The organism is Coleofasciculus chthonoplastes PCC 7420 (assembly GCF_000155555.1).
GTDB lineage: Bacteria > Cyanobacteriota > Cyanobacteriia > Cyanobacteriales > Coleofasciculaceae > Coleofasciculus > Coleofasciculus chthonoplastes_A.
Genome location: NZ_DS989854.1, coordinates 144986 through 163331, shown reverse-complemented (window position 1 = coordinate 163331; position 18346 = coordinate 144986). Strand labels below are relative to the sequence as shown.

General features: G+C 45.2%; 11 protein-coding genes. 5 read left to right on the top strand and 6 right to left on the bottom strand.

What is annotated here, in order from left to right; all coding sequences use genetic code 11:
- Positions 1 to 66 precede the first annotated feature (66 nt).
- Genes MC7420_RS19770 through MC7420_RS19755 form a run of 4 tightly spaced genes read right to left on the bottom strand, consistent with a single transcriptional unit; the run spans position 67 to position 7586 of the window.
- Positions 67 to 2061, bottom strand: coding sequence for a dynamin family protein (locus MC7420_RS19770; RefSeq protein ID WP_006102537.1), 1995 nt, complete (start codon positions 2059 to 2061; stop codon positions 67 to 69).
- A 24-nt stretch (positions 2062 to 2085) separates the two neighbouring features.
- Positions 2086 to 4518, bottom strand: coding sequence for a dynamin family protein (locus MC7420_RS19765; protein ID WP_157453244.1), 2433 nt, complete (start codon positions 4516 to 4518; stop codon positions 2086 to 2088).
- Positions 4519 to 4544: 26 nt separating this feature from the next.
- Positions 4545 to 5618 carry a hypothetical protein gene (locus tag MC7420_RS35480; protein ID WP_006102475.1) on the bottom strand — a complete coding sequence of 358 codons (1074 nt, stop codon included), beginning with the start codon at positions 5616 to 5618 and terminating at the stop codon, positions 4545 to 4547.
- An 18-nt stretch (positions 5619 to 5636) separates the two neighbouring features.
- Entirely contained in the window at positions 5637 to 7586 is a 1950-nt protein-coding gene (locus tag MC7420_RS19755; RefSeq protein ID WP_006102392.1) for a dynamin family protein, read from the bottom strand.
- A 493-nt stretch (positions 7587 to 8079) separates the two neighbouring features.
- Here MC7420_RS19755 and MC7420_RS19750 point away from each other — a divergent pair, with 493 nt between their 5' ends.
- Both MC7420_RS19750 and MC7420_RS40015 read left to right on the top strand, forming a co-directional pair.
- Positions 8080 to 13482: a helicase-related protein gene (locus tag MC7420_RS19750; protein ID WP_006102429.1), complete on the top strand. Its 5403-nt coding sequence runs from the start codon at positions 8080 to 8082 to the stop codon at positions 13480 to 13482.
- A gap of 158 nt (positions 13483 to 13640) precedes the next feature.
- Positions 13641 to 13859: a hypothetical protein gene (locus MC7420_RS40015; protein WP_157453243.1), complete on the top strand. Its 219-nt coding sequence runs from the start codon at positions 13641 to 13643 to the stop codon at positions 13857 to 13859.
- Positions 13860 to 13913: 54 nt separating this feature from the next.
- Here the strand turns inward: MC7420_RS40015 and MC7420_RS19745 are convergent, their stop codons facing one another.
- Positions 13914 to 14723, bottom strand: coding sequence for a response regulator transcription factor (locus tag MC7420_RS19745; RefSeq protein WP_052307513.1), 810 nt, complete (start codon positions 14721 to 14723; stop codon positions 13914 to 13916).
- 297 nt (positions 14724 to 15020) lie between these two features.
- Here MC7420_RS19745 and MC7420_RS36235 point away from each other — a divergent pair, with 297 nt between their 5' ends.
- From MC7420_RS36235 to MC7420_RS19730, 3 genes are all read left to right on the top strand, one after another.
- A complete protein-coding gene (locus MC7420_RS36235) occupies positions 15021 to 15554 on the top strand; it encodes a hypothetical protein (RefSeq protein ID WP_006102472.1) in 534 nt (177 codons plus the stop codon).
- Between the two features lie 42 nt (positions 15555 to 15596).
- Complete coding sequence (locus MC7420_RS19735; protein ID WP_006102393.1) at positions 15597 to 15902, top strand: hypothetical protein; 306 nt, start codon at positions 15597 to 15599, stop codon at positions 15900 to 15902.
- A 301-nt stretch (positions 15903 to 16203) separates the two neighbouring features.
- A complete protein-coding gene (locus tag MC7420_RS19730) occupies positions 16204 to 16677 on the top strand; it encodes a hypothetical protein (RefSeq protein WP_044208466.1) in 474 nt (157 codons plus the stop codon).
- 163 nt (positions 16678 to 16840) lie between these two features.
- Here MC7420_RS19730 and MC7420_RS19725 read toward each other — a convergent pair whose 3' ends face one another.
- Positions 16841 to 18304, bottom strand: coding sequence for an efflux RND transporter periplasmic adaptor subunit (locus tag MC7420_RS19725; RefSeq protein WP_006102438.1), 1464 nt, complete (start codon positions 18302 to 18304; stop codon positions 16841 to 16843).
- Between the last annotated feature and the right edge of the window lie 42 nt (positions 18305 to 18346).

The following is an 18346-nucleotide window of genomic DNA, read 5'->3' as shown; positions in this document are numbered from 1 at the left end:
GATATTAAGGTTTAAATGCCGAACAGCTTAGCTTCTCATTTCCCACTCCATTTCGTTGCAATAGCACTAGATAATCAAGCTATTAATCAGTTCATCTAGCTGACTCTCCACTAAATTTAATTCTTGATAAATTGACTGCAACTGTTGTAATTTTTGATCTACATTTGCCTGTCCTTTTTGCTTTTCAGTAAAGACTGATTCCACTTGGTCTCGAACGCTTTGGATTTCCTTGCCGAGTCCCAGATCTACAGTATCTTTGACTTCATTGAGCTGGGCAATAACTGCATTAGCAATCTCATCAGATTGTTGGTAGCTTGATTGGCGGATTTGATTTACATATTCTTGAACAACTACTTTTTTAATTTTCTCGTTAGTTGATTTCATCTTGAACATACCTTGAATCATACCGCCTGCCATCATCGCCGGAATGAGTACCCAAGGATTGAAACCAACTAGCACGACAGTTGCAATACCGATTGCTAGTTGTGGCAAGATACTTTTGAGCATCTCCTCATAGCCAAAGACAGCTCCGAGGGCGGCTGAACCCAAACCACCAATGATGTATCCACCAGCAGCAGCTAGCAGTCGCTCGATAGCAGAAACCTTCTTTCCCGACTCAACGTCTGTGGTGGATACAGAAGTTCCGCTAACCTGTAAGCGCAAATCGTCCAGTTTACGAACAAAGTCCTGCGCCTTGGCATCGAGTTCAGTCATGAGACTTTCTAGGCGGCGAGTGATTAAGGGTTGTAGCTGTGAGCGTTGCCAATTGGCTAATTCCCCTTCGATTTGAGCAGAAAGATATTCTGTTACTTCCGTAACTACCCTTTCTATCTGCTTGGTCATAAACTCTAGTTTGAAAAACTCCACTGGCTGTTGAATAGTATAGTTATTAGCCCACTCGGGAATTTTTTGGTCAGTCAGTTCACGATAGAAACTTATAGCTTGGTCTTTAACAGAGAGCTTCGTGTCTTCCAGAAAATTATAGATTCGGGTAACAATTTGCTGCCGTTGAATTTCTAGTTGTCTTAGTGGTTCCTGAGCTTCCGCATACCGCCTTTCAAGAGTATTGAGATCTGTTCTTAGTAAAGCTTCTCGTTCAGGAATTAGTCGCCGTGCCTCGCGAATTCCTCCTCTCAGTTCCATTGCTGGTCGTAGTAGCTTTACTCTTCCTTTTTCGGTAGTTAAAAATTTGGCTAGTTCGCCCTCGACTTGGGATATACCTGAGCTTGCAACTCGTTGTTCATCACCATCAAGACGTCCTTCTAGAGCATCAAGAGAATCAATGAAAAATACTCTATCAGAACCCCGTTGGGTACGTGGTGCTAACTTAGCAAACGCATAGTCTTTGATACTTTCTCGTTCCTTGCGCCGAATCATATTGAACCGATTGCAAATGAAAAAGATGTCCTCATGTCCTGTACTTCTTAAGGTATTGTCAATAAAATTCAGTTCAGACGACGAGGCTAGGGCTTCACAGGAAAGGACAAAAAGGATGGCATCAACTCTGGACAAATAATCCGTCGTAATTTTTTGACGAATCTCATTTTCATTAAGACCTGGAGAGTCAATAATTTCTACCCCATTTCGACAGAGAACTAGAGGCCAAAATAGCTCAATTTTTTCATAAGGATTACTATGAATAGCTTCTTTTTCATTCAGACCGTCTTGAATCACGACATACTGCTCAATTTCTTTTATAGAAACGGGTTTAGGCGGAAGCTGTGAACCATCTTTAGACTGCTCATAGTGAAGTAAAGCTCTTGGAAATTCTCCCCATTTAACTTCGTTAATAATTGCCGTGCAAGGTTTAGCATAAGCTGGCAAAATTTCATCTCCAAGTAGAGCATTAATAAAGGTACTCTTACCGCGTTTAAATTCTCCCAGTACTAGCACCTTAAAATTATCAGCAAGAACTCGTTCTTGTAACGAATGAAGTGTATCCTTCCAGCCCGTCATGTTGAGAGAACTGAAAAGCACTAATTGCTTCTCTATTAGAGATTCAATGATTTTGCGCTTTTCCTGAAAATATTCGTATTGCTGCTGGTTAACTGAACTATTCATTGGAGTGTCCTCATCTAAATCAACTTATTTTTTCAAGGCTTGGATAATCTCAGTTTTCAGGTTAAAAGCATCGTTAATCATCTGCTCCCACACTTGTTCATCCTGATGAACTCCGTTAGTTTGAATTGCCAGAGTTTTGGACTGCTGCCACACTATTTGCTCTTGTTTGGTCTCTTCAGAAAGTTGGTTATATAACTGGCGCAGAGATTCGCCAATGCCTCGACAGTATTCATCAATAGCTTTATCAATAACACATCGCAGTTCTTGAGTTAACAAATTCCTTTGTTCCTCAACTTCTTTATTAATGATTTGTTCTCCTAAAATCCAGACTACAGTACTGGTAACGATGCCAATAGGTCCACCGAGAACATAGCTGCCAATCATTGCAGCACTGCTACCAATTCTTGTCAATAATCGATACTGTCGTACATCGGCCAGGGATAAATCTCGAAAACTAGGCAAAATTTCTTGGGTCGCTGAAGCATCAACAGTGGTTCGATAGCTTTGAGTAGGGAAATTTCTTGATACCTCCTCTTGAAGCCACTCTATGTCTTGAGCAAGCACTTTCATCAGTAAATTTTCTAGTTTTCGACTAAGAACAACTAATTCTCGCCGAAGACGGAAAGGAAAGTCTTGCTCCCACCAAGTTTTTGGATTGGGTGTCTTTTTTAGTTCAAAGGTGAGAAGCTCCAATAAATCTGTTTTAGCACTGACAATTCTTGATTGTAGGTTTTTGTAGCACTGTAGGCGTCGCTGCTCTAGGTTTAGCCGAATTTGCTCCCAACCCAATTGAGCCTCCTGCATTGCTGCTTGTGCCTGCTGTGAAGCCTTCTCTTTTTCGGCAATACCCATTTGAGCAATAGCAATCTTTGCTTTTCCAATTTCTATCAATTGCTTAAGACGCTGCACCAGTTGACCAGCTACTTGTCGGCTACGCCAAACCCTGCGCTCTCCTTTAACCACCATCATTTCAATTTGAGTTTGTACAGCTTCCAATGCCCGTGCCTCTGATCTCGCCTTATCAACTGGATGCAAGGGCAAAACGGGAATTTTTGCCGAGACTCGGGCAACCCGTTCGCGAATATCTGCAAGGACACTGATTCTTTCCTCCTCAGAGATAGTATCGAGTTTAGAAACAACAACTAGAACACGAGGCACATTACGCCCAATCACCTCTTGCTCTAGAAAAGCCACTTCCGTCAGACTGAGAGGCAGAGTGCCACTGACCAACATTACCGCTGCGTCACACTGACTGAGCAAACTAAATACTTGAGCTGCACGACGACTAGTAAGGTCTCCCGCTCCTGGTGTGTCAATCAACTCAACATCAATCTTTTGCAACCACGGGTTATTCAAAGTCAGCCGCACTTGCGCCAAGACATCTTGATTTTTAGCTGTTGCCTCAGGAATCAGCAAGTCCTGCCATGAGTCTTCCTGTAGGGGTCGCACCTCCGGGAGCCTTTGAGGAAAACGCACTTCCATACTGTCTTCTAACCCTGGCACAATTGAGATGAGAGTAGCAGTTGTAGGCAAGTTGCCAACTGGTAGGAGTGGCTGCTCCAACAGACGGTTAATCAAAGTGCTTTTACCACGGCTGAATTCGCCAACGAACGCCAGTCGGAAACCAGGCAAACGTAGCCGACTATCCAAAGCTTGAAGATCAGTAACAACCTCTTGCAGTTCTCGGGCTTCCGCTAGCATCAGACCTTGGTGGAGCCAAGACTCTACCTGTTTAGTTAAATCAGTGGGAGGGGTTAATTCCAGAAGTGGGGTGATGGACTCCTGGAAAGATGGTTCTTCCACTACTAATTTAGCAGGGACTGAAACCTCTGCCTTCTGGTTTTGTGTCAATGACTCACTACTCGACTGAGAATAAGTCAATACAAAAGCTGACACATCAGGGCGCAACCATTGTTTACTGGTAGGAATCAAAGCCCAGTAATAGGGATAGACTTCCTCTGGCAGAAGTCCGGCATAGTGTGGAGCTAGACTAGAAAGATGAGCTTGCTGGTTGGGATTTGATGAGAGAAACTGATCGAGTACTAGGAATAGAGCATTTTCACGACGAGTCTGCTCTGGTATCCCCAATGTGACATTAGTATCAGCCGGACTAGCAGTAATGACTCCAGACTGTCGTAATGCCGCTGTTTCTTCATACCAGAGTAAGTTAATTGTTTGAGCCACTACTTGCTCTGGCCAAACCCATTCTATCGCTCCCCAAGGAGGATTTAACCCTGCTGACCTATTCTCAAGCTGTATAGGAACTGCCAATAAAGTGAGAATTCGCCAACGCTTCCCACGCTTCACTGGTACTGGCGCTAGCGCTACTGATTCCAATGTGACCCACTCTCGTAAACCAGGGCTACGATGAATGCCACGGATTAAAGCTTCAACTCCCATAGGTTCTGGGATTGATCGAACCGAAAGTTGGCTTAGTAAATCTCTATCAATCGTCATTTCTGATGCTCCTGCTACAGGATTGTTCACTTCATAGGGGCTTGTGCTATGACCAGATGGTTGCCAAAATCACGCCAAGCATTGAGAAAATCTAAGGCATCGACAACCTTCATTCGACCGTCGGTTGTGAGACTGTCATTGAGGAGGATTTTTATTGATCCATCTTGACTCTGGTGAATGCCGGTAACCCAGACTGCGTGACCAGCGTCCACTTGTTCAATCGGCATACCTGTTGATGCATCCCTTAGGGGGTTCCAAATTTCATTGCCATCAAGAGCAACAATCACTTTGTCACCTCGCTCTAAGGCATCAGCAATATCAACCAAAGTCGCGTCATAAGTCTGCTCTGTCTCCACCCCATATGCTTCTAAGACTTTACCTAGAGCGTCCTGTTGCGTACCTGTGCTAGGGTCATACCAGCCATTAGCTTCAGCGAACTCGCAGGTTGCATCTTTCGGCAATTTAACTCCCTTGAGCGATTCGCAGACTTCAAGTTGGGTAACTACAGCGCAGGAAGCCGCATCAGTTTGTGGCTGCCAAAATTGAGCATCTAGATGTGGCTCACCTACACCGTTGAAGAGTTCATCCGGAGTCCAATTCGTGCGATGGTGATACCATTCCATAGAGTCAAGTTCTTGTAGCTTATTCAAAAGCTCATCACTCATCCACAGTTCTGGAGACTCCCTGTCTGAGGTAGTACTCTCAGGATTTGACAGATGCTCAACTGGCAGCTTAAAGGCGGGTTCTTGCCAAGAGTCATATGCAGATTGATTTGTTAACTCGGTCTCTTGACCTACGCTCAATTCACTCTCAACCTCTGGCGATTCCATATCTTGCTGGTGGGTTATTGTGGTTGCGGATTCATCAGTCACCTCGGTGTTAAGACTTACATCCTCATCACTCTTGTTTTCTGACTGGTTAGCTGTATCTGTTGCTAATTCATTAGCAGCATCGGTATCTAAACTTTCACTCCAGTTACTTTCTAACTCTGACAGTTCCATCTCTGGCGGGAGTGTTCCCTCTGTAGCAAATTCATCTATAGCCATAGTCTCATCCCAGCCAGACTCATTATTGATGGTTGAAAAGATGTCGTCGAACATACTGCCTCTCTACATTGCTCATACAGTAATTTCTGCTAATCTTTGCTGTTGTGCAGACAAAGCTTTTTTGCGTCGCTCTATCTCTGAGAGATTGCTTTTAGTTGAAGATTGTAACTGATGCAACCGCTGTAATTCCTCTCTTTGTTCCTCTAACATTACATCAACAACTGCTTTATACTGTTTTATGTACTGATCAATTTGCTGGTCTAGTGCAACCATTGCTTTTCGTGCGTAGGTCTGCATAGCTTCTTGAGCTTGTTTCTTGACAACGTCAAAGTAAGTATCAAGGTTAGGGTATAGTTGCTCCCAAAGCTTTTGCTTGCGTTCATCAAGGGAAGGCATAAAAAAACCAGACAGGAAAAAGCCAACAACTCCTCCCACGACAGTACCAACACCGGGCAAAATCAGGCTACCAACTACTGCACCTGTTGCCCCACCTTTCATGACAGTTTTACCATCCTTCTCATCTAGTTCACTTTGGTATGATTGCATTGATGTAAAAACATCGGATGTATTAAGTTTTACGCTACTACTCCTTGAGTCTATGGTTATCCTCCAGTTCTTGCCAAGAGCTTGAAGCCGACGATATGCCTCGGAAAATTTGCCGTCAAAGTAAAGCTCCGCTTTTTGTGCCGCTTGTGAAAGTTTATCAAACTCCCCTTGCAGGTCATTTTGGAGATACTGCTGACCTTCTTTTAAAAGAGCTTCAGCTTTAGTTTGGACAACACTGTCCAGTTCGCCCAAATTATTAACATCCGAAATCGCGTTATGGATATTCGAGCGAGTTTTTTCTTGATGTTCGGCGATGCAGACGCTGATTCTTGCAGCCGTTTTATAAATAGCATTCTCAATCATTCGGCGGCAGACTCGATGTTGCTCAATTGCAAACGAATTAAGATCTTGAATCGTTTCACTTTTAATGGTAGCTTGACAAGTTTCATACTGCTCCCACTGAACAAGTAAATAACCTTCCAATTGTTCCAAGAGTCTGGTCAACAAGCGCAGTACATTTTCGGCAATGCTTAGAATTCTTTCACGGCGAAGCCTCTGCTGTAGTAAAGTTTCTAACTCACTGAACCTGTCTTGCCAGAGTAATAAATGTTCAGGGATATCTTCTTCTCCTGTGAGGTCATCAATGATAATTTGAGGCGCGGCAGCAAAGATAACGGCTTTCTTGATGCCCAAAGCATTTTTGAGCCGATTTTCAATATTTTCGATTAGAACCTTCTGTTCTCGTTTGCGAATTTGATCCATTTTAGTAACAACAAAAATGCACCGATGCAAAAAGGGGTGTAGTGAATCGGCGAGAAAATTGACCAGAGTCTGTGAGAGTGGTGTGGTAGCTGGAATAACCACAACTGCTGCATCTGCTTCACTTTCAATGATTCTGCGGGTAATGGCTCCATGTTTGGGGTTAGTCGCATTAGTCCCCGGTGTATCAATAATCACAATGTTGTTAGCCAAGAAGCTAGCTGGATGGTAGATGGTCAGAGATGCCACTTCTTTGGCTACTTCATCTTGAGAAGTGACCACATGAATAAAATGTCTAGTATCAATACCATCAACTCCCGCTAGCCAGGGGACAGTGATTTGCTTGGCATTCTTCTTGGTCTTAAGTATCCCTGGTCGCGAACCTTTGAAAGAGGTTTCTACTATGAGCTCATCACCATGCCGTAGTCGAGTAGCGGCAGTGGTGGCAACCAGAGCTGATGTTTTGAGCAAATCGTCCCGTAGCAGAGCGTTAATCAAGGTACTCTTGCCACTAGAAAATTCCCCAACTATGGCTAAGTAAAGGTAGGGGTCTTGTCGCCGCTGCTGAATGCGGTCAATCTGTTGGTGCAATTCAGCACGTATCGATTCAGAAATATCGGAGTGAGCAATAACCTCTATCGCAAACTGCAAATGCTCATCACACCCTGTTAATGCTTCTAGTTGTTCGAGGGACACCAGTAAATTCGGCTGAGTCATGACAGAGTTCCTCTTTACAAGAGCGAGAGTGACAGTGCAGTATGGAAAAAACATACAATGACTCTGCTTCCCTCTTCGTGAGGATGAGAGCAGAACTAGGGATGGAGTCCATTTCTAAGTGGAATGAGTTGATGTAGGCTTGGGAAAGGAGTTAATCGAGTATTTTTCCTCGTATTCTGACATATTATTCATTGTGCTAGCCTCATGATTGCCTGTCTAAGGTGTTGGTATCTCTGAGCCAGGTGAGCTTATGCAGTGAGTGAGCACTTTTAATCATCCAATCTTCTAGAAACTGAAAGTATTCCGTTGCTCATATCTTACACCAGCCAGAATAAATCCCTAAGCTGAAGTTCCCCTTGTACATATGTACTATATCAAGCGTTAAAGCTTATCCCGTAAGGGTTTGAGTAATTATCGGTAAAAAGCCTACTGGGTACAATCCCCACCTCAAACGCGACTGCTCAAAAAAGGGCGAAACGTTCTACTCAAAACAATGAACTCGCCCTACAACTTCCACAACCTTCCCCAAACCAAAGGCATAAAAACCCAACTCCAAAAAAACATCCGCGCTGTCAAACTCCTCCAACAACTCCAACGAGAAAACCGAAAACCCACCGAAGACGAACGCCACCAACTCGCCGCCTTCGTCGGATGGGGAACCGTCGCTAGTGCTATCAACCGGGATACCCTGGAATTGCTACCCGATAATGACCTCAATACCGATAACGCCTTCCAAACGCCTCAAAACATTATAGAAGCCATCTGGAGTGTTCTAGAAAACCTGGGCTTCAAATCAGGACGCATCCTGGAACCCGCCAGTAACATTGGTTCATTCCCCGGACTTCAACCCTCAGACTACCGCCACCAGTCTGAGTGGGTCTTAATTGAAATCGACCCCATTGCCAGCGCGATCGCTCGCCACCTCCACCCCGATGCTATAGTATACGGCAGTAGCACCAGCACCAAAATCGGCTTTCAACACGTCGAACTCCCTGCCAACAGCTTCGACCTGATTATCTCCAACTTTCCCTTCGGAACTACCGCCCCCTTTGACCCCAAATACAACCCAATTGTCAGCAACCTGCATAACTACTTCTGGGCAAAAAGCTGGGACGCATTGCGAAACGGTGGCATGATTGCCGCGATAACCTCCACCGGAACCCTGGATTCAACCCCAGAATTCTGCCACTATTTAGCCTCTCTTGGGGCAAAATTAATCGGAGCCGTGCGCTTACCCAACAATGCCTTCAAAAGCGCCAACACCTCAGTCACCGCTGACCTGATTATCCTGCAAAAGAGTGACCCCCCTCAAGAAATTACCCAATGGGGAGAAACCGTTGATAGTCCCCTTACCAACTCTACAGGGAAGCCAATCCCCATCAACCGCTACTTCCAAGACCATCCGGAAAGGGTACTGGGAACCCTGACCCATTGTAAACTCTATGGTAGCGATCGCGTCGCCGTCGCCCCCGACTCTCGCCCCCTCAAATCAGCCATCATTGATGCCTTCCGTTCCTGTCCAAGCACCTATCAACCCGCACCAGTATCCACCCAAACCCTACAATCACTACTCCCACCCCTGGAGTGCATAGGAGAAGACCCCTATCGCTACCTCTTTGTTGAAGGAAACGTCCACCAATACATCCCCAATCAAGGCTTAGTCAAAGTAACCCAACACGAACATCATATTGCCGACGCACTCCGACTTAAACATACCCTAGACCGCCTCATTCAAGCTGAAATCAACAATAGCTCCGACATGGAAACTCTGAGGCAACAGCTTAACCTGCACCATGATGAATTTATCATTAAATACGGACGCCTGCTCAATCGAAAAGACCATCCCAACACCCTCGAAGTAATTGCCGACGACTCAGAACTCGTGGCAATGTGTTATGCCCTTGAAGCAGAAATCCCGGTCACGGTAAACTCTAACACCGGGAAAATTGAAGCCGTCCGCTACAAAAACGCCGACATCTTCCACGAACGGGTTTCTGGCTGCTTACGCAAACAACAGCGTCAAATCTCTTCTCCACTAGATGCCGTCTGGGAATGTCTGGAACGCAAAGGTTATCTAGACATCCAATACATCAGCATCCTGGTCAACCAAACCCCAGCAGAAACAATTACCGCCCTAAAAAACATTTCCACCCCCCAAGGAAAGCAATCCCTCATCTTCTACAACCCCTCTACGAACCAATGGGTACTACGGGATGCTTACCTATCCGGAAACACTCGCACCAAGCTACAAACCCTTCGTACCCTGAAACAAACCGACCCAAACACCTATCAACAATTCCAGCTCCACGATAACGAAGCGGAACTCACCCGCCAAGACGCCAACGGACAGTACCTTCACCTTTCTCCCTACCTTCTCCCCCCAGCTTCAACGGAAATCCGAGCCGAAATCGCCCACCGTCTCAAGGTTCAATCCGATATCGACAGCCACTTGGATGCTAATGTATGGATTGACACGGGATTAGGAGCGCCCTGGATTGAACCCCAAGCCATCCAAGAATTCATTGCTCACCTTTTAAACATTCACCCCACTGAAGTACAATGCCATCACATTCCCCCATTAGCGCTGTGGTCACTGCGCGGGTCTTCCACCTGCCTGGAAGCCGCCACCACCTCAGAATGGGCTTCAATGGGGTGTCATGGTGAGGGGCGTCGCAGTGTTCTGTGGCTAATCGAACAATCCCTCAACAAACGCCTGATTAACGTCCAAGTCAAAGACTCAACTAAACAGATTGACCCAGAAAAATCACGCCAAGCCACTGACGCCGCGATTGCCGCTGCCCAACGCCTGGAAACCTACTTTACCACCTGGCTCTGGAGCGACCTAGAACGAGCTTATCATCTCACAGTTAAATATAACCAACTCTACCCACTCCCTAAAAAGCGCCATTGGGATGGCTCCTATTTAAGTCTGCCCGATAGCAACAGCTCTATCACACTCAAACCCCATCAAAACGCCGCTATCGCACGAGCCATTCAATCCAAACGCCTCTTTTGTCTCCACGAATGCGGCACCGGTAAGACGTTTACGATGTGCGCCGCCGCTTATGAAGCCCAGCGATTAGGATTAGCGTCCAAACCCATTCTCGTCGTTCAAAATTCCACCCTCTCTCAAGTGGTTTCGGCGTTCAAAACTCTCTATCCTAACGCTAAATTACTCATCGCTGATGAGTTCAACTGGCAGGAAAAGAACAAGCTAATTGCCAAAATCCAAACGGGACGCTATCACGCTATCATCCTCACCCACTCCCAATTCTTTGCCATTCCCATCAGTGCCACTACGAAAATTAACTACATCCGGGAACAGCTAGATATCTTACAGCGCTACATCGCTGATGTCAAAAACGAAGACCCTTCACTCTGTCTCGAACTCCAGCGACAAACTGACTCTTTAACCGAACAACTGGAGGAACTAGAACTCTTCGACCAGCTTCGCTCCCAGGAATCAAACGTGTTGGCATGGCAGCAGCGTGTTAAAAGTCTCATGGAGAAAGGGATTCTTTCAATTAGCCAAAAGGGAACACTTAATTATACCAAAAAGCGTCACTCGACTACTCAAAAAACCCTCGATAAAAAGCGAGATTCCCTAGAGCGCTCCGTTGAAAAAGCAACCCATTACTACTCACGTAACATTATTAACATTAACTGGGAAGACTTAGGCTGCGATTGGATCTGGCTTGATGAAATCCATTGTGCCAAAAACATCCAATTTGCCAGCAAAGCTGCCCGCAGTATTGCAGGTATTACCAACACCGACACCCAAAGAAGTCTCAATACACTCCTCAAATACAATACCCTGTTTGAACAGGGTGGATTTATCGGCGGTGGTACAGGAAGCTGGCCCTCCAATAGCATCAGCGAAATGTATAATCTGATGCGCCTATTCGCTCCCGATAGTTTACACGATACCGATTGCTCTCATTTCGATGCTTGGATCAGTCAATATGGTTCAGTGACAACAGCGCTAGAATTCATCAGTACCGGAGGAATTAAACCCAAAACCCGAATTACTGGGTTCAAGAACCTCTGGGAACTGATGAGCGATATCAGCCGCTTTACCAGCTTTGCTACAGCAGAAACAGCGGGAATCCTTCGTCCTGAACTGCGCCGCTATACTATTACAATACCGATGAATTCGACTCAAGTGGCACTCACAGAAAGGATTAAACATTGGTTCCAACTGTGGTTGAACAAAACCCCAGTCTCTTATATCAGAGACGGCAAGGTGATCGAACATAATCCCTTGACCCTAACCAGTTTGGGAAGTTTAGGATCAATTGACCCCCGACTGGTCGAACCCGATGCTCCCGCCGCAACTGATACCAAACTTAACCGATTGATTCATAATGTCTGGTGGATTTGGAGAACAACGACTTCGGTGAAGGGAACTCAGATTATATTTTGTGACGCTGGGGTTCCCAAAGGTAAGGGGATTTTTGATTGTTTTAACCTAATCCGTGACCATTTAGTTGCCCTAGGGATTCCTCAAAAAGAAGTAGCAATTATTCATGAATACAAGAGTGCTTCTCAACGCTTTGATTTGTTCCAACAGGTGAATACCGGAGCCGTTAGAGTGGTTATGGTGACTACAGAAATGGGGGGGACAGGTGCAGATATGCCCGTCCGTTGCATCGCCATGCACCATGCTGATACACCTTGGACTCCTGCCAGTTTAATCCAGCGTCGCAGCCGGGGACATCGACAAGGTAACCTTTGGCCCATCTGCTATGAATTCTTTTACGGCACCTCGGGTACAGGCAACTCCCCAGGCTTTGATGCCTTTAAGCTGAACCGCGTTCGGATTAAGGCAGAAATGGCATACCAATTCCTCTCTGGTGAAATGCTTGCTCGTCACTGTGAGGATATTGGCGATGATGCGGCTCACTACCTATTGGCATCTGCTCTGCTATCAGGTAATGGTAAGGCGTTGGAACATGCTAAAGTTTGCGATCGCATCCGCCATTTGGAAGCCGACTTATCCAGCTTGCACACGAAGTTAGCCACTGATTTGTTAACTCTGAAGTCTCTTCCCGATGAGGTGGAACGGCTGAACGCTCTTATCCAAGCGGCTACTGTTGACCAAAACATAGCCCAAAACAGCTTGCAGACAACCTACAGGATTAAAAACCAAAAGTATTCTGCTCAAGAAGCTGGGGCGGCGCTGATGCAAGCTATCTACGATATCATCTACACTCAACCCTGCCAACCCCAGGACATTGGCACAATCGGCTCTTTTTCCCTCTGCGCCCACGCCAAAGGCAATGAAGCGATTGTACAGCTTGGCGGTTCCACTGATCAAGGCTACCGAGCCTACTATGACTTGGTAGAGAAATGGAATACAGGCAAAGGGTTACTTACGGCTACTCAAAAAACCTTAAAGGCGATCGCCCAGGGAGACTACCTCGAACAGATTGTTGCCCAGTTCAAGAAGCTTCAAAACGGGCAACAGGAACTCCCTCAGCGAGTTAGACACCTCACCGAGTTAGTCGAAGACATCCAACACCAACTCGCACCCCTCAAAACCCAACAAGCAACCCTCAAAACCGAATTGCTTTCCCACCAACACGATGGCACACAAGCTCAACGACCGACTACGCGAACCATCAACCCGCCAACCCGCGCCCCCTATCATGGAGCCAACTCCAAGGTAGTTGAGTATATTCGCACTCTAGAAGAACCTAGCACTACTGATACTAACTCTCAGGAAGTAACGTGGATTGATGCCATCAGTGAAGCTGTTCCAATAGTACAACTCAAACTGCAACAACTCCAGCCACAATTAAACTCTACCCCCAGTCCAAACCCCATCAATTTCCAAGCACTTATCCCACTCCAACCCCTTCAACCAACAGAGTGCAACCAACTCCCCTTATTTTGAGCAGCTATAGCAAAAGGCAGAGGGCAGAGGGCAGAGGGCAGAAGGCAGAAGGCAGAAGGGAAAAGATTGACTGGTCAAGGTTTCAGCATTTCGCTTTGTCCTAATCTCAACCGTTAACTTTAATTGTGTCCACCCACTTAACAGGTAGTTCATTACGCTTGAAAACCGCCTCAGTTTGGCGCGACTGCGCTTTTGAAGATGAGAAATCATCAAAATTCATCATGCTGAAAATATTAGCTCAACTCAACCCTATGCAAATCCTAGCCATTGCCGGATACTTCAAAAATATCAATACCATTTCTTCCCCCTTGGAAGAGTGGAAAAAATGTCACTGGCTTGGAGCAACTAATGGTTCAAAAGGCTACCGCGACTGGTAGAAAGACGTATCGTTCTTATCTCCCTTATCGACTACTATTAGCCGCCACTAGGTATCAACAGGCTTCATCGGTTTTCCCAGAGTCAACTAACCTTAATTGACTCGAAAAAGAAACAACATCCGATGAAGTCCTCTCAACATCCACAAACCGATAGCCAAGCAATTCCACTGTTTCTACAAATGGGGAGCTATATTCGGGAAAAATATGATTCAACCGTTTACGCAGCCTCGACACTGCAGCATCTACAGTTCGGAGCGCCACATCAGTCTCTTGTCCCCAAACCGCCGCCAAAATTTTGTCCCGACTTTGAACTAAGCCTGCATTCCGAGCTAGAAAGACAAATAGCCCGCGCTCACTCGTCGAAAACTCATAAGTGACTTCCACCTGCTGCGCCGACTTTTTCCGCAGAAAAATCCGGACATTCGACAGATTTTTTCCGTCAAAACCGAAGTCAAAATGGGCGGTAGAAAACGACAAATCAGGTTTTTTCAATCGCTCATGGCGACGAAACAGAACGCGAATCTGAACCAATAGCTCATCGGGGTCAAAGGGTTTGGTCATGTACAAGTCAGCTCCCGTTGATAAACTGGCAATCTTATCAACTTTCCCAGTTTTACCGGTTAAACAGAGAATATACGGATCTTTCTCAAGGGAGGCACAACGAATTTTACAACAAACCTCTAAACCGCTCATTCCTGGAAGATTTAAATCCAAAATGACTAAATCTGGATAAGAGTTATGCACGGCTTCCAGTCCAGTTATTCCATCATGGGCTACCTGACAAGCATAGCCATCTTGGGTCAGGAGAAAATCAAGTAACTCGCTGGTGCAACAGTCATCTTCAATAATCAAGATCTTTTTCATAAACTCATGAAAAATCCGAAAGGAAGTTAAACAAGGTCGCTAAACCCCCAGGAGCAGCCGAAATCCTGAAACCTGATAGGGGGTAAAAAGATAAAATACCACGAAAAACATCGTGCTGACACTGTACGACTCGCGAAAGTCATCTTAGCTGACTATTTTGCCCACTCATCACACGGCGGCTAAAAGGACTGTCGTTGAACTCAACATCCCCCCCGAAATGCCGCGTCAGGAACAAGCGGTGAAGTCAACACCCAGGTGTTCCTGTATCCGGAATTGATTTAAACAGGAGCTATATTCATGATCAAATCCATTAGTTATCAAGAGGGCTATCAGCAAGCCTTACATGATTTTGGCATATCAGACTTACTGGGGAAATTAAGCACTTTATTGGAAAAAATCAACGATACCCAGTGGCAACAAATTCAGGAAGATGAACCGGATTCAATCGCCGCTTTGCTGATTGGACAGTTAACCTCTAGTCTCCAAGATAGCGTAATCTCCGCCTATCTGAATGCAATTCGGCAAGGAGATAGTCGGGGAATTTCTGATTTGCCTTTAGTTGACAGAACCTTTCGGATAGCCAGCCCGAATCTCACCAATTTTAGTATCCCCCAGTTTGAATACGGTGAGTCTCTTCGCTGGAAGCCACTGGAAGGGTTAGCGGAAACAGACTTTGGCGTGGTCATTGGTCGTTTTATAAAGCCCGCACCTCACCAGGGTTTTCAGTGGAATTGGAAATATCTGATTCTCTTGGATAAAGACTCAATCAGTTCAGCCATTGTTACTGCTGATATGGCTTGGGAAGAGGATCTAGAGCGTCGCTTGGTGTAACCCCAGTTGGCGTATCTTCTGACTTTTGACTTTTGACTTATTATGACCCGAAACCGTCCTTTAACTCAACGAGAGCGAGATCTGATTGAATTCTACAGCAATTGCCAACTCGGAATGACACCTCAGCGGTTTTATAGCAAATGGCCCGTAACTCAAGAGATACTCGCTGCTGTATGCTCTCGCTCAATTTCTACTGTTCAGTGTTGGTTTAGTCGAGGTCGCAGCTATCGCCGTCCTCAACCTGCTGATTTGCGCCATCTTGCTCTAATGGATTTCGTCTTGGAGCATTTTGAGGAGATTCCCCCTGAACTGATCAATTTACTCTGTTTTCCCAATCAGGAGCCATGAAAGGCTTTATGCACAAATTGAAGGAAATTTCCACCTCGATCCAAGGTGTTTTTTTATTGCCATTCCTAATACGTTGAAAAAAGACCATCAACCAGAAGCAACGGAGTTCGTTGCTTGTGTGTGAACGTCTGAGTCGAGTTCAAAGATGCCTATGCAACATTGAGTGTGTGATTTAAATATCTAATCTATAAGGTCACCAGCATCGGGCGATCGCGTTTATGGGATTTCAGGAATAGTGCTAGCGATCGCCTTGGGGATCACGAACAGTAACCCACTTACTCATTTACTTTTTTTACTGACTATGAAGCATCGAGACTGGCTTCGCCTTCGGGAGGAAGGCGAGAACCTTTGTGCTATCCTCCGACAGCAAGGCTATCAATGCCTTAAACAAAGCCGTCGCCTATCTTGGCAAGTCATCAAAGAAGGCAAACCTTACATTTTGACTTGGTTACCGGCACCCGTGGAAGATTGGACTATCCTTCCTAATGATACTAGCCCAGCATGGCAGCGGCTGGTATCGATTGTGCAAAATGGTTTGACATTAAGGAAGGGAGAAACAACATCCCAACGAACTCAACCTCTACTAAACTTGACTCGTCCTTGGGCAATTGTTCGACTCCTACCCAATTGTCAAAGGTGTACCATAGCTCGGTTCTTTAATCGTCAAGATGCCCAGGATCACCTCAGAGCTTTGAATCGGTTTATCCCCAATTCTGAGTTTGAAGTTATCTTCGAGGCTCCGGAGATTGAGGATGATGAACCGGATAAAGCATGACAGCCAAAAAATATTTTCTTTGTATTCAACCAATCAGCTAGCTCGACGAGCGGTACGAAAACTCCCATTGCCATCCCTAAGCTGTTCGGCATTTAAACCTTAATGTCAAGAAATGCGAAATCATTTTAGTGTGAGCATCTTGCTCACTACCCATTCCCAATTTCTAATTTCCCCAACCATATTTGCGAAACTTAAACAGTTTCATCAATTCTCGTTGCACTTTCTGATAAAGGGGCATTTTTTCGGATTCAATGGAAGCGTAAACTTTTGCACCCGGTATCAAGCGTTGCTCAGAATTATTGATCAAGGCTCTAACTTTTAGTAGCTGTTTCTGTTGAGCGGGATCTGGCTGCATCACTAACTCCATCTTTTCTAAGCGAGTTGTGTAAGATGGTAATCCGGGTTCTAGGGGACGGAAGGTTACCTTAGCTCCATCTTTTACAATATCAGAGTCAGTTTGAGGAACTTCAATAATGGCGACAAGATGACTTAAATCAGCAATCTCCAAAATCGGTTCTCCCGCAGGCATTTTTCGACCTAGGAGTTTGTGGAAATCTGGGGTAATAATAAATCCCGTTTGTTTGGCTTTCAATATTTGATGATTTTGTTGTTTATTTTGTCGTCTTTCTAGTTCCGTTTTTAAGGTGTTGAGTAATGGTTGTTGGCTGGTAACTCCTTTACGAGCAGCGGATAACTCTACAGTAGCCGTTTGACGGGTAGCGGCTAGAGTATGGAGTTCGTTTTGCAGGTCGGCTAATTCCTCTTGTTTTCTATTAGTTACGATTTTAATCTCAGCTTGTTTTGCACCAATTTGTTGTTTAAGTTGGTTAATTTCGCTTGATTTTGTGGTAATTTCACTAATAAGATGGGATTCTCTATCTTGCATATCTTCTAAGATATTGAGGGCGAGAACACCTTGGGTAACTAAGTCTTGATATCGGCTAATGCGTTCTTGAGTTCTGGCTAAGGTTTCAGTTATTCCTGCTATCTGGCTGCGTACCCCAGTAATTGTGCTTTGCAGGGCGGCAATCTCTTGGTTGAGTTTTTCAACTTCGGGGAGGTGGGGAAATTCTTGCTGAAGTTGTTGGATTTGCTGGGTTATTAAGGATTCTTTGACGGATGTTTCATTTATTTTGGCTGAGAGGGTGTTGAGTTGAAATGAGGCAGATTTATAGTTAGAAATTGCTTCGTCAAATTCAGATTGGGATTGGGCAATTTCTACATCCATATCCTCAGTAGAGATAATTGCAATCGCTTGATTGACTTGGACTTGTTGATTGGGTTGTACTAGAAGTTCAGTCAGGGTTCCGGGAACTTCTGTGTAAACGATTTGATGAGAATTGGGTGCGGGTTCTAACTGTGCTTCTGCATTAACTGAGTTGGAAACAGGAATTTGACTGATTAAGCCTAAGCCAAGTACGACGATACCGATACCTAAGAGGTGTTTGTAAGGAAATGAGGTGGAAGTATTTCGGGTTGGATTTGTTTGCTGACGAGGTGATCCCCCAATCAGCGTTTCTGGTTCAGTGGGTGGGGGTGATTCCTCAGCAGGAGGTGTTGGTGGAACAACTCGCAAAGGAGAGGTGGCATTATTGAGGGAGTTTTTGGTATTAGGTTGAGATGTCATCAGCTTTAAGTATTTATGAATCGGTTAAGCAAAAACCTATGT

Bases quoted from the DNA above. Each gene is read 5' to 3' on its own strand.
- MC7420_RS19770 (WP_006102537.1), bottom strand. From the start codon at position 2,061: ATGAATAGTTCAGTTAACCAGCAGCAATACGAATATTTTCAGGAAAAG.
- MC7420_RS19765 (WP_157453244.1), bottom strand. From the start codon at position 4,518: ATGACGATTGATAGAGATTTACTAAGCCAACTTTCGGTTCGATCAATC.
- MC7420_RS35480 (WP_006102475.1), bottom strand. From the start codon at position 5,618: ATGTTCGACGACATCTTTTCAACCATCAATAATGAGTCTGGCTGGGAT.
- MC7420_RS19755 (WP_006102392.1), bottom strand. From the start codon at position 7,586: ATGACTCAGCCGAATTTACTGGTGTCCCTCGAACAACTAGAAGCATTA.
- MC7420_RS19750 (WP_006102429.1), top strand. From the start codon at position 8,080: ATGAACTCGCCCTACAACTTCCACAACCTTCCCCAAACCAAAGGCATA.
- MC7420_RS19745 (WP_052307513.1), bottom strand. From the start codon at position 14,723: ATGAAAAAGATCTTGATTATTGAAGATGACTGTTGCACCAGCGAGTTA.
- MC7420_RS36235 (WP_006102472.1), top strand. From the start codon at position 15,021: ATGATCAAATCCATTAGTTATCAAGAGGGCTATCAGCAAGCCTTACAT.
- MC7420_RS19735 (WP_006102393.1), top strand. From the start codon at position 15,597: ATGACCCGAAACCGTCCTTTAACTCAACGAGAGCGAGATCTGATTGAA.
- MC7420_RS19730 (WP_044208466.1), top strand. From the start codon at position 16,204: ATGAAGCATCGAGACTGGCTTCGCCTTCGGGAGGAAGGCGAGAACCTT.
- MC7420_RS19725 (WP_006102438.1), bottom strand. From the start codon at position 18,304: ATGACATCTCAACCTAATACCAAAAACTCCCTCAATAATGCCACCTCT.